Source organism: Nonomuraea jabiensis (assembly GCF_014204795.1).
Taxonomy (GTDB): Bacteria; Actinomycetota; Actinomycetes; order Streptosporangiales; family Streptosporangiaceae; genus Nonomuraea; species Nonomuraea jabiensis.
In genome coordinates this window covers 7,687,752-7,711,479 of the sequence record NZ_JACHMB010000001.1, presented here as the reverse complement: position 1 = coordinate 7,711,479, position 23,728 = coordinate 7,687,752, and the positions used below count along the sequence as shown (strand labels likewise).

The 23,728-nt window shown below is 72.0% G+C and carries 13 protein-coding genes; 2 read left to right on the top strand and 11 right to left on the bottom strand.

Going from position 1 to position 23,728, the window contains the following annotated elements; translation table 11 throughout:
* Nucleotides 1-75 precede the first annotated feature (75 nt).
* Complete coding sequence (locus HD596_RS35245) at nucleotides 76-1,299, bottom strand: oxygenase MpaB family protein (RefSeq protein ID WP_185073743.1); 1,224 nt, start codon at nucleotides 1,297-1,299, stop codon at nucleotides 76-78.
* Nucleotides 1,300-1,477: 178 nt separating this feature from the next.
* Between HD596_RS35245 and HD596_RS35240 the strand changes: the two genes are divergently transcribed.
* Entirely contained in the window at nucleotides 1,478-2,125 is a 648-nt protein-coding gene (locus HD596_RS35240) for a TetR/AcrR family transcriptional regulator (protein ID WP_185078905.1), read from the top strand.
* 160 nt (nucleotides 2,126-2,285) lie between these two features.
* On the opposite strand, the gene HD596_RS35235 is transcribed toward HD596_RS35240, so the two are convergent.
* Together HD596_RS35235 and HD596_RS35230 are read right to left on the bottom strand one after the other, a co-directional pair.
* Complete coding sequence (locus HD596_RS35235; RefSeq protein ID WP_185073741.1) at nucleotides 2,286-3,104, bottom strand: MOSC domain-containing protein; 819 nt, start codon at nucleotides 3,102-3,104, stop codon at nucleotides 2,286-2,288.
* Nucleotides 3,105-3,493: 389 nt separating this feature from the next.
* A complete protein-coding gene (locus HD596_RS35230; protein WP_185073739.1) occupies nucleotides 3,494-6,586 on the bottom strand; it encodes a DUF6493 family protein in 3,093 nt (1,030 codons plus the stop codon).
* Nucleotides 6,587-6,671: 85 nt separating this feature from the next.
* Here HD596_RS35230 and HD596_RS35225 point away from each other — a divergent pair, with 85 nt between their 5' ends.
* The gene (locus tag HD596_RS35225) at nucleotides 6,672-8,285 is read left to right on the top strand and encodes an SMI1/KNR4 family protein (protein WP_185073737.1); all 1,614 of its coding nucleotides are present in this window, start codon (nucleotides 6,672-6,674) and stop codon (nucleotides 8,283-8,285) included.
* Here the strand turns inward: HD596_RS35225 and HD596_RS35220 are convergent.
* The 8 genes from HD596_RS35220 to HD596_RS35185 all read right to left on the bottom strand — a co-directional run bounded on the left by HD596_RS35220 (nucleotide 8,271) and on the right by HD596_RS35185 (nucleotide 23,728).
* Nucleotides 8,271-9,170 carry a hypothetical protein gene (locus HD596_RS35220; protein ID WP_185073735.1) on the bottom strand — a complete coding sequence of 300 codons (900 nt, stop codon included), beginning with the start codon at nucleotides 9,168-9,170 and terminating at the stop codon, nucleotides 8,271-8,273. The two genes, HD596_RS35225 and HD596_RS35220, sit on opposite strands and share 15 nt — an antisense overlap.
* A 140-nt stretch (nucleotides 9,171-9,310) precedes the next feature.
* Nucleotides 9,311-10,528, bottom strand: coding sequence for an alginate lyase family protein (locus HD596_RS35215; RefSeq protein WP_185073733.1), 1,218 nt, complete (start codon nucleotides 10,526-10,528; stop codon nucleotides 9,311-9,313).
* A gap of 32 nt (nucleotides 10,529-10,560) precedes the next feature.
* On the bottom strand, nucleotides 10,561-15,039 hold the full coding sequence (locus HD596_RS35210) for a Tat pathway signal protein (protein ID WP_185073731.1): 4,479 nt from the start codon (nucleotides 15,037-15,039) through the stop codon (nucleotides 10,561-10,563).
* A gap of 238 nt (nucleotides 15,040-15,277) precedes the next feature.
* On the bottom strand, nucleotides 15,278-16,204 hold the full coding sequence (locus HD596_RS35205; RefSeq protein ID WP_185073729.1) for a substrate-binding domain-containing protein: 927 nt from the start codon (nucleotides 16,202-16,204) through the stop codon (nucleotides 15,278-15,280).
* A gap of 217 nt (nucleotides 16,205-16,421) precedes the next feature.
* Entirely contained in the window at nucleotides 16,422-17,132 is a 711-nt protein-coding gene (locus tag HD596_RS35200; protein ID WP_185073726.1) for an alpha/beta fold hydrolase, read from the bottom strand.
* A gap of 34 nt (nucleotides 17,133-17,166) precedes the next feature.
* Nucleotides 17,167-18,681 (bottom strand): glycoside hydrolase family 43 protein, encoded by a 1,515-nt coding sequence (locus HD596_RS35195; protein WP_185073724.1) that lies wholly within the window; start codon nucleotides 18,679-18,681, stop codon nucleotides 17,167-17,169.
* Nucleotides 18,678-20,846, bottom strand: a complete 2,169-nt coding sequence (locus tag HD596_RS35190) for a glycoside hydrolase family 95 protein (RefSeq protein WP_185073722.1) — start codon at nucleotides 20,844-20,846, stop codon at nucleotides 18,678-18,680. The genes HD596_RS35195 and HD596_RS35190 overlap by 4 nt, the downstream gene beginning before the upstream one ends.
* Nucleotides 20,846-23,728 (bottom strand): carbohydrate binding domain-containing protein, encoded by a 2,883-nt coding sequence (locus tag HD596_RS35185; RefSeq protein WP_185073720.1) that lies wholly within the window; start codon nucleotides 23,726-23,728, stop codon nucleotides 20,846-20,848. Before HD596_RS35185 ends, HD596_RS35190 begins: the two co-directional genes overlap by 1 nt.

The following is a 23,728-nucleotide window of genomic DNA, read 5'->3' as shown; positions in this document are numbered from 1 at the left end:
CAACCCGCGATCCGCTCACGGTGCCGTACGCCGTCGCGGGCGGTGTGGGAGCCGAGGTACGCGCGGACCAACCGTTCAGCTGGGCCGGTTGCCCGTCGGAATCACGATCTTGGTTTGTGCCCCCTTGGTGAGGTAGTACGTGGTCCACTCCTTGACCGTCTCGTCGAGGAGCCAGGCGGCGGCGGGCACCAGCGGCAGCCCGATCAGCCCCTCCCGGAACTGCACCAGCAGCGGCCAAGCGGTCTTGACCACCGGGTCCCACAGCGGCTCGCGCCGGATGCCGTTCCAGTCGGCCACCTGGTTGCCGGTGAGGTACCTGGAGAACGCGTTGACGAGCGCCTTGTCGATACCGCCGGGGCTGGTCAGCTCCGCGAGCATGTCCCGCAGGATGGCGTTGAGTTCCACGCCCTCCGGGGTCGGCCCCATGTTCCTGGGCAGGACCAGGTCCGACTGGGCGTAGGAGGAATCCCAGGTGGCGGGGAGGAACTCGTCCCTGATGCCGAGCATGTGCCCCAGCATCTGCACCGAGTGCAGGTACGCCGCGGCCTCGGTGGCGGAGATGCGCACCTTCCACTCCCGCATCCCGCGCATGGAGTAGGTCGCCAGGGTGTGCCACGTGACGAGCATGTCCTCCTGGCTGATCGGGATGGGGCCGGACCAGTGGGGAGACGACTTCAGCAGGTGCCGCACCGCCGCGTGCACCAGCCGGGTCTTCACGGCCTCGACCACGGCCGTGCCGCCGGCACCCCAGGCGTTCTGGGGTCTGACCGCGTACGCCAGGATGTTCGTCTTGGCGATCCGGTCCTTCAGATCCGCACCGCCCGCGGAGTAATAGACAGCGCGTGCCTCCTTGGGGATGGCGGTGGCCAGCATCCCGGCGCCGACGATGGTGAGGACGACGATGTAGTTGCCCTTGAGCGCGTGGAACCGCGCCCCGGCGTCCAGCAGGGCGGGGTCGGCCCACGACGGCAGCTGACGCGCCTGCTCGATGAAGGCCCGCAGATCCTCCGGCAGTCCCGCGGGCAGGGGCTGGTCGTTGCGGTTCCAGTCGTACAGCAAGCGGTTGACCTCGGGGATGACGCCGCGGTCGAACAGTGAGGCGAGGAGCGGATCGGCCACGTCGTCCCACACCCATCGGGGGTCGGCGCCGCTGCCGGAACCCGCGATCGAACCGCTGGCCGGCCAGGTCCAGTCGCCGGACAGGGAGTCCGCGTGGGCCGGGGAGATCATTCCTAACGCGCCGAGCGCTCCCATGGCGGTGCCCGAGATCAGTATCTCGCGCCTGCTCAACTCTGCCATGCTCTGCACTCCTTCGAGGTGGGGTCCCGCTCCGGGCATGCGAGAAATGGATGATACGGAGAAACAAGTCATGGGTCTGTGTATCATCATCAGAGCACAGTGTGACGGGCATCACAAGACCGCGTTTGAGGCAGAATCCCTACAGGAGGAGATCGTGGAATCTGTGCTGTCCGGGTTCATGGCGCTGTCGGACTCGGATTCGTTGCTCCAGCGCGCCTATTTCGATGCCGTCGAGCGCGTCGACGACAGCGACGAGCTACGGACGCGCATCCTGGACGCGGCGTACGAGCAGTTCTGCCGGATGGGCATCAGGCGCTCCACCATGGAGGACGTCGCCCGGCTGGCGAAGGTGTCGCGGATCACGGTCTACCGGCGGTTCGACACGAAGGACACGCTGATCGAACACGTGGTGCGCCGGGAGTTCCGCCGCTATTTCGACCAGTTCCTCATCGACATAGAACGAGCCGGCACCGCCGCCGACAGGGTGGTGCTGGGCTTCGTGAGCTCGTTGCGGGCCATTCGCGGCAACCCGCTGATCGGCGGACTCATCGCCACGGAACCGGACCTGCTGGTCCCCTCCATGACGGCCGACGGGGGGCAGACCCTCGCCACCGTACGGCACTTCGTCGCCAGCCAGCTCCGCAGCGAGCAACGCGCGGGTAACGTGTCGAGCAGCCTTGACGTCGACCTCGTGGCCGAGATGATGGTGCGGATCTCCACCTCTTTCCTGACGATCCCCAGTGCCGTCATCGACCTGGATGACGACGAGCAGCTGGCCGCGGTGGCCCGGCGGTTCCTCGTGCCGATGCTGGAGCCATCAGCCTGAGCTTCCGGCTCGCAGTCCACCATGCGCCGGCTGCCGGGTTCTCCCCACCCGGGTCACTCCGTAGTGTCGTGCAGGCTCTTGCCTTCCGGATCGACGCGCGAACGGGAAGACGCGACCCCGTCCAAGGTGGCGCACCTCTCACCGGCCCAGCTGGATCCGGTCAGCGGGCGATGACCGGATCGCCCACCCGGATCGTGCCCGGTTCGAGGGTCACGAGGCGGATGCCGAACCAGGTCTTGCCGTCCCACTTGCGGTGCCGGGCCAGCGTCCGCAGCGGCTCCTTGCCCTTCACCTGGGTCTCCGGATCGATCGTCGTCACCGCGCAACGGTCGCAGATCTCCGAGACGCGGAAGGGCACGGAGCCGATCCGCACCTCGCGCCAGCCCTCCTCCGCGAAGGGCTCCGCGCCCTTGACGATCGCGTTGGGACGGAACCGTACCCGCGACAACCGCCCGGGCGGATCCTCGCCGTGGCGGGCCGCCTCCTCGGCCAGCCACCCGTCCAGGGCGAGCGCGGACGACTCCGAGACGAGCAGGAGCGGCGCGTCCCACGCGAAGCTCACCACCTCACCCGGCAACCCGCCGTGCGCCGGGTCGATCGACCGGCGCCCGGGGTCGTCCAGCCACACCAGCCGCGCCGGGCGATCCAGCAGCTCGCTGAACCAGGCGTGCGCGGCGTCGTCGGCGAGCACCGCCTTGTCCAGGCCGGAGAAGCCGACCGGCGTGGGCGCACCGGTGGCGGGCGGCACGGTCAGGGGTTCCATGCCGGGTGCCGCGAGCCGCAGACCGTCGTCGGCGGTGGGGCGGGCGGTGACGGATGCCAGGCGCGGGAACTCGCCCAGCCACAGGTTGTCGCCGTGCTCGTCGACGATCGCCCAGCGCCTGTCCCCGTCCAGGCCCCAAGGGTGAACGACCGCCTCGGACCGCGCCCAACCCTGACCCGATTTCAGCGGATAAATCAGGATTTGATCAAGGATCACCGCCTAAGCTTATCCGGTTCAGTAATCGCCGTCAGGAGACAAATCCGTCTCCCCGCTCGCCGCTGCCGCACCGTCCGGGGCTGACGCCCGACGAGCGCGGCGGCTGGACACCCGGGGCCTCTCCCGAGCAAGCGCCGTAGTCGCCCCCGGTCAGGATGAACGGCAAGCGGGCGTCGCTGCCGACACACGCGCCCGCCCACCGGCGCAGCGCCGAGGACTCCGTGCCGAGGACCCGGTGGCAACGGCGCGCCGGCAACGGTGCGGCGGCAACGGTGCAGCGGCAACGGTGCGGCGGCAACGGTGCAGCGGACGGTGCGGTGCCGAGGACCGGCGGCCACGGCGCGGTGGCGATGGTGCGGTGGCGAGCGGGCGCGGGTGCGGCGTCGGGCTTAGGTGAGTTGGGTGCGGAGGCGGCGGCATTCGCGGGCGAAGCGGCTGGTGCGTTTGCCGGCCGCGTACGCCGAGACCGTCGCCGGGACGTCCCCGCCCGCCTTCGCCCACGTCGCCACGTCGGCGGCGAGTGTCACCGCCTCCGTGTGGGTGATGTTGGGGCGCTCGCCCTCCCCGGGAAGCAGGGCGGGCAGCATGGCGCGGAGGATCTCCCAGACCTGCTCGTACGCCCCCTCGCGGGCGGCGACAGCGAGGGCGGCCACCACCGGGCGGGGCTGGTGACCGGCGCGGCGGATCAGGTGGGTGAGCTGCCTTCCCACCGCCGCGGCCGGCAAATCTCCCTTGGCGGCCATGCGCAGCAGGAGCGGTACGCCCCGCTCGGCGTCCGTGGACAGGAAGTACGCCAGGATGATCGCCGTCGCGTCCCCGACCGGGCCGTCCGCCTGGCACAGGGCCTCCAGGTACGGCGGGTACACCCCCGCGTGGTTCCACTGGTAGAGCAGGTGGGGCAGGTAGTTGACGGCCACGACCTCGCGGTGCGACGGCAGGACGGCGGGCCACCAGTCCATGGACTCCCCGTGCCCGTCCGAGCGCCACGAACTCGGCTCCCGCAGCAGTTCGTCGATGAGGTCGTGGCCGGTCGGCTCCGCGCGCAGCACCGGGACGAGCCGGACGTGGCCGACTCCGGGGGAAGGCTCGCGTTCCTCGAAGAGGTAGTCGGTGGCGCCCTCCATGTATCCCCATTTCAGGCCTGCCTCCGGGTCCGGCAGACCGCCTCCGGCCAGCCAGGCGGCGACCTGGGCGGCGGCCTGCGAGCCCACGCGGGCGGCCCGTTCGGCGGCGTCCGGGTGGGCGCCCCGGGGCAGCCGCAGCAGTGCCTGCTGCAGGTCGGCGGCCAACGGTTCGACGCCGGCGGCGGCGCACGTCTCCAGCCGGTCCACCAGCACGCCGGGGTCCAGGCGGCCGTTCGTCACCGTGGGCGTGGCCAGGAGCAGCGGGGGCAGCGTGCCCTCCCGCAGCGCCACGTAGACCTCGCTGAGGCGGTGCAGCAGGAACATGTCCGGCGGCGACATCACCTGGGGCTCGGGCAGCCGGCGCCGGCGGCGCAGCTCCACGCCGGGGCCGGGCGGCTCCGGCTTGCCGAACAGCGGGCGCGAGCCCATGTAGGAGATCCAGACGCGGAAGTCCGGTTCGGAGGGGTCGGGCGGGGGCAGGGGCAGCCCGTCGCGCATCGCCGCGATCCGCTCGCCGGCGACGCCGATCTCCTGGAGCTGCTGGAAGATCTCCTCGCGTACGTGCTCCGGCAGCTCGCCGAACGCCCGCTGGGGTTCGCCTTCCTCGTCATCCTCGTCATCCTCTGACGCATCCCCGCCGCTCCCTGAAGGCCCGGCCTCCGACACACCATCGCCGCTCCCCGAAGGCTCGGCCTCCGACGCGCCACCGCCGCTGTCCGCGGGCTCGGTCTCGGCGTCCTCCAGTGCCTCTTCCGCCGAAATGGGCATGACCCGGACAGAGAAGCTCGCGCCCTCCCATGGGTCCACAGGCTCCGGATCCGGCACCCCGGGGTCCGTTCCAGGGGCGATCACCTCCGTGGCCAGCGCCGAGATCCACCAGCCGGGCCCCCGCCAGGGCTGCATCTCGTACAGGTAGGGGTCGGCCACCCGGAAGGCGCTCGCCAGCTGCCCGCGCAGCGCCGCGCGGTCCTTACCGGCCTGCTCCACGAAGTCCGCCAGCCACCGCTCGTACTCCCTCCACCGGTACGGAGTCTCGGTGACCGGCCCGGCCGCGGGGAAGGGCCCGGGCGCGGCCACGGCGGGCAGCGCCGCCGGGGTGAACGGCTCCGGCGTCTCCTCAGGCGCGGCCTCGCCGCCGAAGACCGCGGCCACCCGCGCCCCCAGGGCTCCGGGCAGCATCGGGATCGCGTCGGAGATCTCCGCGGCGCCGATCCCCGGGCACACGCCGAACGCGGCGGCGTGCCTGAGCGCCAGCGCGGCCGCCCGTCCCTGGACCTCGTAGGACGCGTGGGCGAACGCCGTCGCCAGCGCGGGCGCCAGGTCGGCGGCCCGCCCGGGCGCCTGCCGTACCTCCTCCTCCAGCCAGCTCAGCCCCGCCCGCGCCAGCTTGGCCTCCGGGCGGAAGGTGAGCGCGCCGATCGCCTCGGCGACCTCCGCCGGGTCGTGCGGCCCGGTGCGGCGCACCTGGGTGAGCGCGAGCTCGGCGACCGTGCCGGGCGCCGAGGGCAGCAGCCGGAGGTAGTCCCGCGCCCGCCCGGCCGCCTCCTGCGGCGCCGGGTCGATCAGCGTGTGCAGCCGTACGAAGAAGCGCAGGTCGACGGCGTCGCCCCCGCGCAGGAAGCGGCTCACGCAGCCGTCGAGGAGCTCCCCGCGCGACACCTGCCCGGACGCCAGGAGCTCCCGCATCCGGGACAGCCACGGGGAGGGCGCCGGTTCGAGCCGTTCCTCGCGCAGCGCGCGGCCCACCCCCTCCGCCTCGAAGATCCTCGGCAGCAGCGGCGCGAGCAGCGGGTCGTCCGCCACCACCCCGGCGGACAGCCAGCCGACCACGAGCGGGTCGTGCTCGGCCGGCACGCCTCCGCAGGCCCGCAGCAGCGCCAGCACGAGCGGGAGGAGGGTGTCGCCGGACGTGCGGATGCGCCCGGCGAGCCGTCCGACCACGTCGGCCCGCCACCCGGCGGGGCGGGAGAGGATGACGCGGACCAGGTCGGCCGGGTCCTGCGGGGCCGACCACCGCGGGTCGAACTCGCGCCGGCCCAGCCACGTGGCCGCGGCCGCGGGGCCCGCGATCGTGCCCGCGCCCACGATCCGCAGTGACATCCCGAACCCGGCGAACACGCCGGGAATCGTCTCGTCCCACGACATCGACTCGCCCTCGTCGAGGGACTCCCAGCGCTCGCTGGCCGCCCGGCCGGCCAGCGAGCGCAGCTCCTTGCGGAAGGCGGGCAGGCGCCGCGCCACTTCGGGGCGCTCGGCCTCGTCCAGCGCGATCACGCGGTCGGCCAGCTCCGCGGTCCTGCCCTCGGTGACGAGGTCGCGCAGCTCCGGCCAGGCGGGTAACGGGGTCACTTGTGTCATGGGCGGGAGATTAGAGATCATCACCGACAAAGCGACCGGGTGCCGATCCGGCCGTTCACAGATCGAGTCGGGTGGGAAAGGTCGCGTGATCGACGACGTACTCCGCTCCATGGCCGAGAAGATCGCGGCGGCGGCGCCCCCGAAGTGGCGCAGGGCCGAGTTACGGGGGTTCGCGACCGGCGGCGGCGGGTCCGGGCACAGCGGGCTGACGTACGAGCCCGGCTCCCGCGGCGGCGACGTCGACCTGCACGCCGAGCTGAGCGCCGTGCACACGCTGGCCGGTCCGGCCGGCGATCACCTGTCCGTCGAGCTGGTCGTCGAGGCCAAGGGGCGGTTCGAGGCGGTGGTCAGCGAGTCGCTGGAGCGTGCCCATGCCGGCGGCTTCCTGTACGTGCTGGACCGGCACGCGCTCCCGGCCGAGCCGGCGGCGTTCCAGCCGGGCCCGGCGGAGTCCACGCAGGCGGGGGACCCGCGGGAGGCGGTCGCCCTGCTCGGCGCCTACTTACGGGAGCGGGACCGGGTCCTGGGGCGGGACACGTACGCGCCGCCGCCCGCGCTGCCCGAGGCGCGCCGGGCCGAGCTCGCGATGGGGCTCCCCGACGACCTTCGTGCCCTGTATGCGCACATCGACGGCGACGGCGGCGAGGGGCTGCTGGACCGGCACCCCTGGTTCGGCCTGGAGCGGCTGGTGAGCCAGAGCCGCCCGGAGAACCGCTGGTGGGCCGCGGGCCGCGCCTGGCGTGACCACCTGCTCAACCCGTTGATCACCAGCACCGGCCCGCTGCTGGCGGTGCGCCGGGCGTCGGACCATCCGGGCTGGATCCCGTTCGCCACCAGCACCGGCGGCGACTTCCTGGCCGTGGACCTCGCGCCGGGACCCGGCGGGCGCTCCGGCCAGGTCATCCGCATGGGCGCACACCATGACGGCGGCCCGGCCTACGTCGCCGACTCGGTGACCGCCCTGCTGCGGCGGCACGTCGCCGCGCTGCGGGCGGGCTCGTACCGGGTCGAGGAGGGCGAGCTGTGGATCGACGTCGAGGAGCCGGCGGAGGAGTCCCGCGAGCTGGTCGTCGCCGGCGCCGACGCGGCCTCCATGCGCGGCATGCGGCCGGGGATCGAACGCCTGACGGTGCTCAACGCCCCCTTGGCCGACTTCCGGCCCCTGCGCGGGGCGCCGACGCTGTGGCAGATCACCGTGGAGAACGTGCCCGGAGCGGACCTGGGCCCGCTCCGCGACACGCCGGTGGAGCTGCTCGACCTGGCCATGGACGCGATCGACCTGTGGCCGCTGGCGGGCCACGCCACGCTGCGCCTGCTGACGCTGCGTACCGCGAGCCCCGTGGACCTGACGCCGCTCGTGTCGTGCCCGCGCCTGTACGGGCTGGACCTGTCCCAGGCCACCGTCAACGACCTGGGCGTGCTCGCCGACCTGAAGAACCTGCTCTACCTGCGCCTGCGCCGCGCGCAGTGGGAGGAGCTCTGGGAGCGGGCCGGCCACCCGGCGGGGCTGGCGGCGGCCGAGCTGGCCGCCGAGCCGCCCCGGGAGCGGGCCTGGTGGTGGTCGGTCGACAGGTCGTACCACGCCCCGGAGCCGTCGCTGAGGACGGCGGTCAAGTGGGCGGCCGACCTGGCCGGCAGGTCGGCGGACGTGCGGACCTTCGCGGGCCGGTTCGCCCGCGGCGGGTCAGCCTCTCGTTGAGATCAGCTCCAGGGCGCGCTGGTACTGCTCGGTCGACGGCTGCCGGGTCCAGGTCATGCCGGGCCGGCTGTCCGAGAGCATGCGCGCCATGACCATGGACATGACGTCGGACGGCTGCGCGTGCGGCATCTGCGGGCGCATCGACCGGTATCCGGCGAGCACCCGGCCGTAGTCGTACATCAGCGTGTTCGTGAAGCGGCTGCGCTCGGCGTCGGCGCTCTCCAGCCCCGCCACGAACTCGGGCTCCGGCTCCTCGATCACGGCCTTGTAGACGTCGAGCCGGTTGCGGATCTCGCCGGGGGCGGCGTGGCTGTGGGCGTCGACGTACATGCGCGCCACGTGCTGCGGCATCTCCACGAGCACGGTCAGCATGCCGTAGCCGCCGTCCTCGTCGCCGTAGCCGCCGACGCCGCCGTCCACGCCCTGGGCGTGGACGGCGTCCATCATCGCGCTGGTGAAGTCGTACTTGTCCATGCCGTCGACCGGCTCGGCCATCCAGTCGTCGTCGAGGTGCAGCACGCCGCCGGTCTCGCTCTGCGCGGCCTGGTCGATCAGGTGGCGTACGGCGCCCGCCGGGTCGGCCAGGGCCTGCGGGCCCAGCGCGGCGAACTGCTCGGCGAGCAGGAACAGCGAGATCATCATGGACGGGTCGTAGACGCGCAGCGCGCCGGCCTCGCGGTGCGGGAAGACCGTGCTCTCCTCGTCGTACGCCTCGAGCCCGGCCATGAAGGCCCGCTCCTGCTCCTCGTCGAGGATGAGCTCCCAGGCCCACTTGCGTTCGACGTGGAACTTGTAGAAGTCCTCGCCTCGGAGCGGATCCCGGAACCTCCACCACAGAGCCACGCCCGCGACCAGGACGACGATCACGCCCAATGCGATCCACATGGGGGTCCGTCTCGCTTTCTCTCGGGTTTACTGCCGGAAAGGTCGGATCGTAGCGGTGAAGATCCACCGATCTCCCGGAAACAACCGGAAAGGAAGGACGTGATCACCTTCGGTGATGACGCTCGGCGCGGCCAGCCCCGTCACGATCGTGAAGGTGGCGTCCTGGCGTGCGTGAGCGTGCCGAACCCGAGCTGGTCGAAGCCGCCGCTGTTGGGCCCGTAGTCTCCGCCGCCGCCCTCCGGCCGCACCTTGGCGACGAACGCGGCGGAGTACGGCATCGCCAGGCCGCGCCTGACGGCGTAGTGGTTGTAGACGGTCTCCCAGACGGGCCGCACCTCGCCGCGGCTCGCCGGGGAGATCGCGGTGTGCGTCTGCTGGGCGCAGTTCTGGCCGGTGCCCCAGGTGTAGGCGGTGAACGGGACGTCCTCGCCCAGGTTGTACCTGGCGATGTACTCGCACGCCTTGGCGAACCGGTTGCCGTCGTAGCCGTACAGGTCGATGCCCTGGTTCCAGGCCATCTCGCAGAAGGCCCCCATCTGGCCGACGCCCATCATGGTGTGCCCCTGGTCGCGCCCGCTCTCCTGCCACTGCGCGAGCCCGCCGCCGTGCAGGAACGGGATGGCGTGCGCGATCGAGCCGTTGCCCGCGCCCGTCTTGAAGTACGTGACGGCCCGGTCGATGAGGTCCTGCCGGTCGCAGAGCACGCCGATGGCCAGGATCGAGTTCATGGTGCACAGATCCCAGTTGGCCCAGTAGTTGGTGATGCAGGCGTCGTTGTGGCCGGTCAGGAAGCTCTGGTTGAGCGGGAGGAAGACGTTGAGCATCATCCGCTGGAAGCGGGCCAGGTCGAAGCCGCCGTAACCGCGCATGATCTCGGCGACGTTGGCGAACTGGTAGCCGTAGATGCCCGCGGCCAGGAACCGGTCGGCGTTGCCGGTGACCGTGGTGAGCGTGCCGGACCAGGCGTTGAGGATGTCGCGGGCCTTGTCGCCGTGCGCTGTGCTGCCGCTGACCTTCCAGCGCAGCGCGTTCTGGTAGGCGGCGTGGATGTCGTTGTAGAGGATCCCGTAGTTCTGGCCGTCGCCGCCGCGCACGATCGTCGCCTGCGGGTTGGGCGTCCAGGTGCTCTGGGAGTGGGAGTTGGCCACGAGCCGGTCCCAGCCCGCCTTCCAGGGCTGGGCTCCGGCGTTGACCATCGACCGCATGCGGTCGAAGTCGGCCTGCGTGTGCAGCAGGCCGGGGTGGCTGGCGGCGGCGGCGGCGGGGTCGGCGCGGCCCAGCAGGGCCGCGCCGGCGCCGACCGCGAGCACGGCTTTGAGGGCGCCCCGACGGGTGACGAGGGGGGTGCGTGCGGACATGACCTCTCCTTAGGGGGTTGGAGGGTACGGGGTCACAGGCTCGCGAGGGCGAGGCGCAGCCGCTCGGCCGCGGCGTCGATCTGCTCCTGGCCGCTCAGCTCGGAGCGGGCGTGCTCCAGCGCGGCGGTCAGCTCGGGGGTGCGGCGGCTCGGATCGACGGCCTCGGCCTCCTCGACGAGCAGGTCGAGCAGGGTACGGTCGTCGCTCCTGGACAGGAACTCGATCTCGGCCACGTTGGCGTTGCCCGACGGGAAGGCGACGCGCAGCCACGGGTAGGCGGCGGTCCGCGCGAGCGCGGCGGAGTACCACCGCGCCGTGTCGATCCCGCTGACCGTGTGCAGGTCGGTCCAGGTGGCGCCGCCGTCGGCGGAGCCCCTGAACACGGCGCCGTTCAGCCGCGTGACGTGGGTGGAGCGCGGGTGGTAGCGGACCGCGTCCAGCGCCACCGCCGCCGGCAGGCGCACGTCGATCCAGGCCGCCGAGGTGGTGGTGTCGGTGGCGGTGGCCAGGTCGCCGTCGAAGGCGCGCCAGCCGTTCTGGGCCCTGGTGCCGCCGCCTCCCCACGGCTCGGTGGACGCCTCCACCATGGACGGCTCGACGCTCACCTTCTTCAGCAGCGTGGCGACCGGCACGAGCTGCTCGACGGCGGCGTAGATCCGGTCGATCAGCTCGTCCTCGTCGCCGCCCGCCCGCGCCTCGGCGATGGCCCGGGTCAGCAGGTGGTAGCTGCCCTTGGTGTAGTCGGCCGCGGGCAGCTTCTCCGTCTCGGCGATCACGGTGGCGAGCGGTTCGGCCGCCGCCATCAGCAGGCCCGAGCCCGGCCGTTCGGCGCCGTCCGCCCCGATCGCCGCGATCCGGTAGAAGCGGGTGCCGTGCCGCAGCGGTTCGTCGGTGAAGTCGAAGGTGAGCGCGCTCGACAGCACCGGGCGCCAGGCGGCGGTCGCGCCGTCCTTGCGGTGGACGGTGAACCGGGTGGCGGCGTCCGGCTTGCTCCAGCGCAGCGTCACCCGGTCGCGGGCCCGCTCCACCCGGGCGTACAGCATCCCCTCGCGGTCGGGCGACACCGTGACGTGGGTGAACGTCGCCGCCGTGGCCGCCGCGACCCCGGCGTACACGCCTTCGGGGAAGGGCGTGAACAGCTCCGCCACGTACGACCACGACCGGCCGTCCTTGCTCGCCCACGCCCGCACGATCTGGGCGTCGGCGTCCCGTACGAGCTTGACGAACGGGTACTCGGCCGCGGCGTATCCCCGGATGCCGGCGTCGATCGGGCTGCGCCGGTCGTCCTGCCAGTCGTGCCGGGAGTCGCGGGTGCGATTGCGCAGGACGAGCCGGCCCGCGTCGTCCGCGCCGAAGTAGATGTAGCGGGCGTCGGCCCGGAGCATCACGCCGGCGGCCGGGCCCCGCGCCTGCTCGATCCGGGCGCTGACCGAGCCGCTGCCGGTGAGCACCTCGTTCGAGAAGAGCAGGCTGTCCTGGATGTCACGCTTGTCCAGGTAGTAGTCGTCGCCGTCGCCGAGGCCCTTGCCGTCTCCCCCGGTGAGCTCGACGCGGTGCCCTTCCGCCTTGACCCGGCCCGCGACCTCGCCGACGCGGTCCACCGGCGCGGCGGGCGGCCGGACGGCCTGCGAGGCCCAGCCGGAGCCGTGGCGGTTCACGCCGGTCACGGTGTACGCGCCGGACTGCTTGCCGGCCCTGTACGTGGTACCGCGGACGCCGGTGGCGATCACTTTGCCGTCGCGCCTGACCGTGTACGACTCGGCGCCGGCGGCGGGCTTCCAGGTGAGGGTGACGCCGTCGCGGTCGCGCAGCGCCTGGACGAAGTCCACGTGGTGCGGCTTCGGCCGCTCGGCCACGGCGCCGTCCAGCCTCAGCACCATCGCGGTCTCGGGCGGCACGCTCACCGCGCCCCCGGCCACCCGCCTGCCCGAGACCAGGTCCACCGCGTCACCCGGCACCTCCAGGGAGAACGAGCGCTTGTTGCCGTAGTCGTCCCGGGTGGTGTTGAAGGCGAACACGTAGTTCCCGTAGCGGGCGGTCAGGAAGTCCGCGTATCCGGAGTAGGGGGTGTCGAACTCGTAGTTCTCCCGCCGCACGGTGCCGACGCCCGGCTGATAGGCGGCGGGCAGGATCTCACCGGCCAGCGCCTGCGGCAGGCCGCCGTCGCCCGTCTGCTGGTCCTCCATGAAGTCGACGTCGATGTTGTCCATCCGCAGGTTGTAGTCGCGGTAGGCGAACTGCGTGTCCGTGGCGATCTGCACGACGTTGTGGTGGTCCCTGGCCAGGACGTGCAGCCGCCCGTTGCCGGCGACGCCGCGCTGCCGTTCGAACAGCGAGCCGAAGATGCGGGTGTCGCCGTCGCGTACGGAGACGAACATGTCGTCCACGTCCGCGAACGCGAAGCGCTCGTAGCGGGCCGGGTCGACGCCCAGGGCGGCGAGCTCGCCGGGCGTGTACGCGGCGAAGTCCGTCTGCGGCAGCACGGCCCCGGCCGCCGGACGGGCACGCAGGTAGGCGTAGGTCTCGGGCAGCCACATGTCGTACTTCCGCTTCGCCTCCACGGAGGAGAAGGTGTTGAAGTACTGGTTGTCGGCGATCTGCTGCTGGACGAACCCGGCCGCCTCGTTCGCGTAGCGCCGGTACGGCTCCCACTCCGCGCCCGCGTACCGCTCGGCGTGCTCGGCCATGTGCTTGTCGAGCGTGACGTACTCCATCGTGCGGCCCTCGGTGTTGCGCAGGGCGTAGGCGGGCCAGCCCGGGTAGGCCGCGTTGCGCTCGTCGACGACCATCTCCGCCAGGGCCACCCGCTTGCCGTTGTCGTCCGTGCCGGTGTAGCGGGTGAAGCCGCGGGCGTGCAGGTTCTTCAGCGCCAGCTTGAGGATCTCGTCGTTGAGCTTCTCGTCGCCCTTGTGGCCCCAGGTGCGGAAGAAGTACTCCGGCAGGTAGTTGGTGGCCTCGCCGTAGTTGGCGACGAAGGTGTTCTCCCTGGTCAGGCCGGCCTTGGTGATGCCGGTGTAGTGCTCGCCGTACGGCAGGCGGCGCACCACGCCCCCGTCGGGGCCGAGCTTGCTCCTGGCCAGGCCCTTGCCCACGATCTGCGCGAAGTCGTCGGTGAAGCGGGCGGTGGTGTCGTGGTAGAAGAGCGAGTGGTAGAGGTCCAGGTCCTTGCCGTCGGGCCCCACCAGCACCTCTTCGCCGAGGAAGGGCTCGACGCCGAGCGCCTCCAGCAGGATCCGGTGGCTCCTGGCCTTGCCCTCGTAGAAGCGCGACCCGATCACCCGCAGGCCCTCGTGCGCCTCCCACGCGCCCTCGTAGGTGTACATCACCTGGTTGTAGATGTAGGACAGGCGCGCCCGGGCGAAGTCGAAGTTGGCCTTCAGCACCCGCTCGTACGCCTCGCGCCGGGACAGCTCCCCGCCGTCCCAGTCCACGCCCTTGAGCGAGGACGGCCCGTCCTGCGTGCCGGTGACGAAGGGCTCGTCCAGGAACGCCTCGAACTCCTTCGTGCCGTACACCTCGGGGATCAGGTTCTCCACGATGTACAGCGCCTCGCCCAGGGCACCGTAGTAGCCGCCCCAGTCGCCCTGGTGACCGCCCCGGAGCAGCAGCCGGGTGTCGGCGTAGTAGTCCTTGACGTGGTTGTCGATCGCCTTGAACAGGCGTCCCAGCGCCGCCCTCTTCAGCTCGGGCGTGTTCGCCGGCACCCACGGCTCCAGCAGCGCCGAGGCGTAGAAGCGCAGGTCGTCCTGGTAGCGGACGACCGACAGCTTCGCCGTCGGCGAGGCGTCGAGCTGCGCGCTGTACTGGTTGAACAGGTCGATCTGGCTCTTCCGGTAGCGGTCGACCATCGCCTGCTTCTCGGCGTCGGCCGGCCCGGGCGCGGGCGTGGTGTCCGGGGTGACCGTCCCCTGCTTCTCGCCGGAGACGTCCAGGTACGCGGTGGTGTGCGTGTAGGCCCGGTAGTAGCCGCGCGAGTCGGCGGTCACGGGCTGGCTGAACCCGGCGTCGTACGTCCGGACCGTCATCTCCACCACCCGCCGGCCCTGGGTGTGGCCGAGCGGCAGCATGATCGTGTTGTAGTAGAACCGGCCGGGCAGCGCCTTGCTCGATCCGAGGTTGATCGCCTCGTAGTCGCCCGAGCGCCGGTAGCCGATCTGCTCGCCGTTGACGTAGGCGATCGTCTTGTAGGGCGAGACGTCGCTCCCCCAGAACTTCAGCGTGAAGTAGTTCTGCGCGACCGGATCGACCGCGACCCTGAACCGCAGCTCGCCACCCTTGACGGTGGGCGGCGAGGTCGGCTTGGCGACTCGGGCGGGCTCCCCCAGCGCGCCTTCGACCACCGCGGTGGAGGCCGCCTGCAGCGCGTGCGCGCTCTCGGACGCGGTGTCGCCGAACGTGATCACGTCCACGTATCCGGCGGGCGAAGGGGCGGCCGCCGCAGGGGGCGCGGCGAGGAAGGGCAGCAGCAGGATCGCGGCGAGCGGGCCGCCTAACCGGTGCCGTACGAGCATGGCGGATCTCCCGGATAGAAAACGTTCTCCCCGGAGATTAGGTCGCAGTGAGGGACCCGACAAGAACCCGTTACCCAGGCGTTACACAGACACTCGGCTCAAGGCGAACGTTTTCCCAGCTCAACGGCACGATCATCGGTGGGACAGATCGGAATGCGCTTTCCCCCTCTTGCCGACCCGCCGGTCCATGTCTACGCTGAGCGCACTCTGATAGGAACCGGTAACTATGTTCTCTGGCTCAGAACGTCCAGAACTCGTTCGCGTTCTCCTTGGTCGCCAGCTTGACCGGGACTGCCACCGACTTGGCGACCGTCTGCCCCCTGGCCGCCTTGATGGCGTCCTGCACCGCCTGCCAGCCGATCAGGCGCGGCTGCTGGGTGACCGTGGCGGCCATGCTGCCCGCCCGTACCGCCTTGATCCCGTCCGGCGTGCCGTCGAAGCCGACGACCTTGACGTGGTGGCCCGCCTTCGGCCCCAGGGCCTGGATGGCGCCCAGCGCCATCTCGTCGTTCTCCGCGAACACCCCGTCGAGATCGGGATGCGACCGGATGAGGCCCGTCATGGCGGTCACGCCCTTGGCCCGGTCGAAGTCGGCCTGCTGCGTGGCCACGACCTTGATCTTCGGGTACGCGGCGAGGCCGTCGGCGAAGCCCTTGCTGCGCTCCCGGGAGGCGGAGGTGCCGGCCGTGCCGCGGAGCACGACCACGTCGCCCTTCCCGCCGATCTGCTTGGCCAGCTCCTGCGCGCCGAGCTTGCCCCCGGCCAGGTTGTCCGAGGTCAGGGTCTCCGCCACCGAGGCGTGGTTGATGGCGCGATCGGCCGCGATGACCGGGATGCCGACCAGGTTGGCCGCTCTGACCTCCGTGGCGAGCGTGTTGGAGTCGACGGGGTTGATGATGACCGCCTTCACCTTCCGGCTGGTGAAGTCGTGGATCTGCGTCGCCTGCCGCGAGGCGTCGTTCTGCGCGTCGGCGACGGACAGCTTGACCCCGAAACGCTGAGCGGCCGCCTCCGCCCCGTCACGGAACTGGACGAAGTACGGGTTGCTCATCGTCGAGACCGACAGGCCGATGCTGAGGCCCTCGGCCGAGTCGCTGCTGGCGGGCACACCACAGGCGGCCGCACCCAGCACGACACCGGCTATGACGAACGCGAGACTTCGCATGATCTTTCTTCTCTTTGGGCTCAGCCCCGCTGCGGAAGGGCACCGACGCGGGCGGCGGGCGCGCTCCACACGCACCCATGACCGCCCGGCCGCTGCGCTGAGACCGGGCAGCGGCACGAACGGCCACCGCGTAACCGCTGGTCAGAGTGTATGTGATGGTCTTCACGTTTGCCGAACCCGAATGGTGAGGACCGCGACCACGCGCACTCCAGCAGACTCAGCGGTCCCAGCCGGTCACTAGCTCAACAAACTTCGCCGGATGCTCCACATGCAGGAAATGTCCGGAATCCGGCCAGACCACGGTCCTGGATCGCGGATGGCCGGGCAGGCTCTCCTCCCACCGCGCGGCCTCCGGCACATTGTTCACGGCGAGCACCGGGCAGGCCCGTCCGGCCAGATACCGCTCGGATTCCCGGCGCACCCCGAACGCGCCCGGCACGGTGTACATCCCGGCGTAGCACTCGGCCAGCACGTGACCGGGCGTGGCCAGCAGCTGCCCGGTGATCGGCGCGGGCAGCGGCCCGAGCTGCCGCAGCGCGGCGGCCACGCCGTCGGCGCGCAACGCCGCCAGGCGCCCGGGGATGAGCCGTTCCTCCTCCTCGTCGGCGCCGTAGGCGGGGGCGACCACGACCAGCCCGCTGACCAGCTCCGGGTGCTCGACCGCCAGCGCGGTGACCACCTGGGCGCCCATGGAGTGCCCGACGGCCAGCACCGGCTCGTCGAGCAGCGGCACCAGGTCGCGGGCCAGGTCGACGGGCCGGTACCCGGTCGCCGGGACCGGGGACCGGCCGTGGCCCCGCAGGTCGGGGGCGATCACCCGGCGGTCCCCGAAGTCCAGGGCGCGCCACAGCCGGTGGTCGCCGCCCCAGCCGTGCACCAGGAGCAGCGGCGGGCCGCCATGGCCCCAGGTCTCGACGTGCACCCTCATGAGGCGCCCGCGATGCTGAAGAGGCCGGTGTGACTCATGTGCGGTAGCTGATCTGCTCGAAGCGCGCCGAGCAGCCCTCCCCCGCCAGGTCCTGCACCCAGAACCCCACGAACGCGCCGGTGAAGCCGAAGGCCCGCACCTTCCCGTCGATGAACTCGTCGGCGTGCTCGTCCGACAGGATCGTGGCGTCCAGGTCCGGGCCGTGGTTGAAGCGCACGACCGGCCCGTCGAACTCCACGCGCAGCTCGACCCCTCCTCCCGCAGTACCTCCCACAGGGCCTCCCGCGGGGCCCAGCACATGCTCGGTGCGGGTCCCCTGGTCGCTGGTGGTCAGCACCAGGCCGTCGGCGGTCACGGCCAGGTAGTGCCAGTTGCGCGAGTTGTAGTAGGCGACGATGCCCGCCCACTGGTGGACGCTGTCCGGCTCGAACCGCATGACCGTTTCCAGGGAGCACCTGCGGTCCGTGACCCGGCGGGCGACCAGGCTCGGGGTGCGCAGGCCGTACGGGGACTGACCGCCCTGGACGGTGAGCCCGTCCTGGTCGGCGGCCAGCCAGTCGGGCGAGGCGGGCCGCCGCAGCGTGCTCCAGTCCGGCCCGAGCCCACCGGCGGACGGCGAGCCGTTCCAGCCCTCGCTCGCCGGCCACGGGTGCGCGGGCAGCTCCGGGGCCGCCACCTCGACGGCGGGCACGCCGCCCGCCACGCGCGGCCAGCCGTCCTCCCAGGTCACGCGCTGGAGCGCGGTCTCGCGCCCGAGCACGCACCTGCCGTTGTGGTACGGCCGGGCCATCAGGTGGGACAGGTACCACTCCCCCGACTGCGTCCGCACCAGGCAGCCGTGCCCGGCCTTCTGCAGCTCCAGGCTCCGATCGTGGCGGGAGGTCAGCATGGGCCCCGCCGGGTCCTCCTCGTACGGCCCCGACATCGAGCGGGAGCGCAGCACCGTGACCCCGTGCTCGTAGCCGGTGCCGCCCTCGGCCACCATCAGGTAGTACCAGCCGTCGATCTTGTAGAGGTGCGGCCCCTCGGTGACGCTGCGGTTGGGCAGGATCAGCTCGGGTTTGCCGCCGTCCAGGGACTGCAGCTCGATCCCGGCGAACCCGCGGCCCGGCCGGGAGTCGAAGACCATGTTGAGCAGCCAGCTCCGGCCGTCCTCGTGGTAGAGGGAGGCGTCGAAGCCGCGGCCCGGCAGCCGGACCGGGTCGGACCACGGCCCCTCGATCGAGGGCGCGGTGATCAGGTAGTTGGTGACGTCCTTGTAGCCGAGGGCGTAGTTGTCCATGACGCCGTAGACCAGGTGGAACAGCCCGTCGTGATAGGTCAGGTCGGGCGCCCAGACGCCCCCCGAGTCGGGCACGCCGGACAGGTCGAGCAGCCTGCGCTCGGTCAGGATGCCGCCCAGCGGGCGCCAATTGACCAGGTCCCGGGAGTGGTGCACGCGGACGCCGGGATACCACTCGAAGGTCGAGGTGGCCAGGTAGTAGTCGTCTCCCACCCGCACGATCGAGGGGTCGGGGTCGAAACCGGGCAGGACGGGATTGCGGATCATGCGATCTCCACACTCTTTCCAGCAGGCAGCTCAACTTCTCGGCGCAGGCCCGAGGCGCGGTGAACAACGGTAACGGTCTGGTCGATCGGCGAGGTGAGCCTGGCCCGGACCCCGTCGCCCCAGGACAGCTCCTCGACCGTCACCCGGCCCCGGCAGCGGACGCCGCGCACCCGGCCCCTCGCCAGGGCCGGCGGCAGCGCGGGCAGCAGCTCGACGATCCCCGGCCGCGAATAGACCAGCAGCTCCAGGAGGACTCCCGGCAGGCTGATGGCGGCGTCGGCGTTGTAGATCTCCCGGCCGGGGTTGTGGGAACTCATCAACGAGTCAAAGAACATCCCGTTGTCCAAAATTTTCCGAACATTTGCCCAGGCCAGCTCGCCATCCTTCAGCCGCGCCGCCGCCAGCGCCCGGTGCAGGCTGCCGTGCGCCGAGAGGTTCTCATCACCCCTGGACAGCAGGGCTTTCCTGGCGGCCGCCGCCAGGTCCGGCGTCTCGTCAGGGTTGATCTCGTGCAGCGGCCAGACCGGGTACAGGTGGCTGACATGCCGGTGCTCCTCGCACGGCGCCACGTCGGCGATCCACTCGGCCAGCGCGCCCCGCTCGTCGATCCGGTACGGCGGGAGCCGCTTGGCCGCCGGGGAGTCGCCGAGCGCGTGCCTGGCCGCCGCGACGTCCATGGTGGCGTCGTGGCAGGCGAACGGCCCGCCGCCCGGCCCCACCTCGGGCGAGAACGACGGCACCACGGTCCCGTCCGTTCCGGCGAGGAAGTCCTCCCAGAACAGGCGGCACTCCGCGAGCCAGCCCGCCAGCTCGGGGATCGGCTCGCCGGTGACCTCGGCATGCTCCACCAGCGGATACAGCAGCCAGTCCGCCCCGGCCAGCCACATCGTCCACGGCCAGTCGGCGTTGAGGTGGAACAGGTGGCCGTTCTCCCCGTCGGTGCGGCTGGGCGCGAGGATGCCCCTGGCGCCGTAGATCTGCCTGGCGTTGGTGCGCCAGTGGTCGATCTGGCCGCGGATCAGGTTCGCGTACCCGGCGATCAGCTCGGGCAGCGCGCCGATGTTGACGCCGGCCATCTGGAGGTTGAGGTTGGCGTCGGTGGTGAAGTCGCCTGACCAGGCCGCTCCCCACGCCCCCAGCCACAGGCCGGTCAGCCGGGGCGGCAGGACGCCGCCGGAGCTGAGCAGGAGGTAGCGGCCCGCGTGGAACAGCCGCTCCACCAGCGCGGCGCCGCTCAGCTCGCCGACCGGCGCGGCCCGCTCGTCCGGCGTCGCGCCCAGGTCGAGGGTGACGCGCTCGTAGAGCGGGCGGTGCCGGGCGACGTGCCGTTCCAGCAGGCCGTCATAACCGGAAGCGGCCAGCCCGAGCAGCCCGCCGAGCCCGTCCGGCTCGTCACCGGTCCGCGCCTGCGGCCCGCCCGGCTCGTCGGTTGCCCGGCCGCGCTCGCCGTCCGGCCAGGCGGGGTGCTCGTGCCGGACCGCCTTCGTCAGCAGCAGCACCTCGGCCGCGCCCGTGACCGTCACCGTGTCGCCCTCCACCGCGACGGTCCCGCCGCGCGGCCGCACGAGGGTGAGGCCCTCGAAGCCGAAGGCGCCCCGGCCCTCGGGCGGGTAGACGCCGCGGATCCGCAGGAAGACCCCGCCGTCCCGCTCGCCCGCCGCCGTCTCGTACCGGACCGTTTCCGGCTTGCCCGGCAGGTCGCCGGTCAGGCGGAGGGCGACGTCCCCGGTGAGGCGCTGGACGACGACCCCGTCGGCGCGGGAGACGAACGCCCGGTGCGACCAGCCGTCCGTCTCCGCCGAGACCTCGCCGGTGGCGAAGTCGGTGGTACGGCGGTACGCCCCGGCCGAGGCCGGACGGGAGATCACCAGCTCCCAGCCGGGATGGAACGGCTGGGTCCACTCCAGGTGCCGGCCGTCGGCGGCCAGCGCCTGGGCCTCGACCGGCCGCCCGGCCAGCACGAGGGCGCGGATCTCGGGCAGGTGGTGCGCGATGGCGGGCGGGCGGCGGTCGCGGGTGCCGTTGGGCAGCACGAACCGGTGGTGGTTGACCACCACCCGTTCCTCCCGCGGGCCCCCGTACACCATGATCCCGACCTCGCCGTTGCCGGAGAGGAACGCGTCTTCCCACGTACGGGCGGGCGACAGGCCGAGCAAGGAGTGCATCAGTCCTCCAGGAAGAGCACCACGGTGCTGAGGGGTGCGACCTCGATCGGGGCTCCCAGGCGGACGCGGCGGCCGGTCACGAGGTCACGGGCGTGGCCGGGGCCGGTGGTGTGCAGGCGGCGGGGTCGGTCCTCGGAGGTGTTCATGCCGATGAGGTAGCGGCCGTAGGAGCAGCGGTAGAACTGGGCCTTCCCGACGAAGAGCTTCTCCACACCCGGGAAGTCCACCCCGAGCGCGGGGTCCGGGACGTCCGCGGGATGGGGCCCGACCTTGAGCACCTCGCCCGCGAAAGCCTGGTGGACCTGCGGGCCGGGGGGCGGGAAGCCGCCGGGCGGGATGTGGGAGGCGGCGGGGTCGTTGATGGCGAAGGAGAAGCAGACCCAATCGGCCTCGGTCCAGGTGTCGCCGGTGGGCGTGACCTGGCACTGCTGCCGGATGGTGGCGACCCGGTGGGTGTCCGGGGTGATGTGGTGGACGCGGGCCAGGTTGTTGACGGCCTGCCGGGCGCGCCAGTAGAGGGAGGCGTAGAGGATCTCCTTGCCGTTCTTGATCGCGACGACGCCGTTCTCCTCGTCGGAGAAGACGAAGGTGGGGGCGTCCCAGTCCATGGGGAACCGCGTGCCGCTCGCGGGCAGCGCCTGGAAGGCGGGCCAGTCACGCTGCACGAGGCGCAGGGCGTTGAGCCCCACGCGCGGCCAGGTGTTGGTGAGCAGCAGATCGAGGTGGCCGAAGAACTGGTTGTCGGCGATCATGCGCTGGGCGTGCCCGGCGATCGCGGGGTCGCCGAGGACGGCGGCGGCCATGGCGGGGTGGCCGTCCCAGGCCAGGCGCTGGGCGTAGACGACGTCGCCGGGATAGTGGTCGTCGCGCCAGCCGACGGCGGCCTCCATGCGCATGGTGCGGTAGCCGTCGTTGTCGACCTCGGGGTAGCGGAAGACGGCCCGCGCGTTGATCATCTTGATCAGGTGCGCCTTCAGCTCCGGGTCCTCGACGCCGCCGAAGCGGGTGACGGCCTCGTAGAGCAGGACCAGCCAGTCGGTCACCTCGCCGTAGTTGCCGACGTAGCCCAGCTCCCTGGTCAGGCCCTTCCGGGTGACCTGGTGGAAGTGCTCGCCGAGGATCTTGCTGGGGGTGCCGGAGTCGTCCTCGCGGCCCAGGAAGGGCTTCAGGCCGACGGACTGGTGGATGTAGTCGCGGGCCTTCTCCTCGGTGAGCGGCGCCTTTTCCGGATTTATCAGCATCAGGGCGCGGTTGCAGCGGTAGATGCCGAGTGCGCAGATCATCGTCTGGTTACTGTAGTGCGGCATGTGCCGGCGCCAGTACGAGACCGACTCGGCCAGCATCCTGGTGTACGCGTCCCGCCGTACCGGCAGGTCACCCTGGACCGGCGGGGTGGCCCCGTCCAGCGGCGTGACCTCGACGTCGTCGAACCAGGCGGTGCCGCCGCCCTCGACCCGGACGTCGAGCCGGAGCTCCACCGCGGTGGCGGGAGTGGTCAGCTCGGCGGTGATCCGCGTCCAGTCCCGGGTGCCGGGCGGGGCGTAGAACTTGTGGTCGGTGCCGACGATCTTCCCGGCGGCGTCGTAGAAGAGCACGTCGAGGTAGGCGCCCGGGGCCACCACGTCCTCGGTCTTGACCCAGACGCCGTAGCGGTGCCGGCCCTGGCCGATGAGGGTGCGGTTCTGGGCGGTGTTCCAGCCCGCGGCGGCCCCGGCGGCGGCGGTGACCTTGACCGAACGCGAGCCGCCGCGCCTGACCGTGTCGTCCCAGAGCCAGGTGGCCGTGCCGGCCCATCGGGCGGTGTTCCAGGAGGCAGGGGCCGTGCCGCCGCGCTCGAAGCCCGGGTTGGGCGCGCCCACGGGCCGCCCGCCGACGGGCCGTTCCAGCCGGTCGCCCAGGACGTCGCGGAGCAGCAGGAGCGCCATGCCGACCTTGGCGAAGCCCTCCCACTGCTGGTCGGAGGCGGTCAGCACGGTCGGGTCGGTGAGCCACTTGGTGTAGCGGGCGTCGATGGCGGCCAGCACCTGGTCGATCGCGTCCGGATTCCGGTAGGCGGGGCTCTCCGGCCAGAAGTAGCCCTCGGCCAGCCCCTGGAAGGCCCAGGAGTCGAGGGAGGCGGGGTTGCCGTCGAGCCAGTTGCGGTGCTCGCGCAGCACCCTGGCCTTGATCTCCGTCAGCACCTCGGCGCCGGGCGCGGGCCGGACGGGCGCGTCGGGCGCCGGCCCCTGAATGCCGTCGCCGGGGAAGTACGGCTCGGTATGGGTGTAGATCCGGTAGAAGGGGCGGCTGGGCTTGTCCATCGAGCGGTAGAACTCGACCGCGTTCTGCCCGTAACCCCAGATCCGGCCCATCGACCGGATCTCCAGCGTGACCTGCTCGCGGTCGCGCGTCATCGCCTCGGGCAACGGCAGCGTGTGGAAGTGGAAGCGGCCCGGCGAGTGGGCCTCCTGGCTGAGGATGTCCAGCGGGTCGACCGCGCCCAGGTGGTAGTGGCCGACCTGCTCGCCGGCGCAGAAGAGCTGGAGCCGGGACTGGTCGGCCTCGCTCGCGGCCCGGTCGCCGCCCCACAGCTTGATCGTGACGTACGTGGTGCCGTGCGGCGCGCACTTGACGGTGAAGGAGACCGTGCCGCCCCAGACCCCGGCGGGCTCCCGCGGGTCGAGCACGCGGGCGGACCGGCCGAGCGCCCCGGCCACCACTGACGACCGGTCGGCGGTCACCGCGTGGGCGCGCTCGGAGGACTCGTCACCGAAGACCACCACGTCCAGCGGGGCCTGGCGGCCTCTCGTCGCGGCGGCGGCCTCGCCGTTCCATAACCAGGTGGCGGCGGCCAGCGCGCCGGAGGACGCCAGCACGGTCCTCCGGCTGATGGGGAGCGCCAT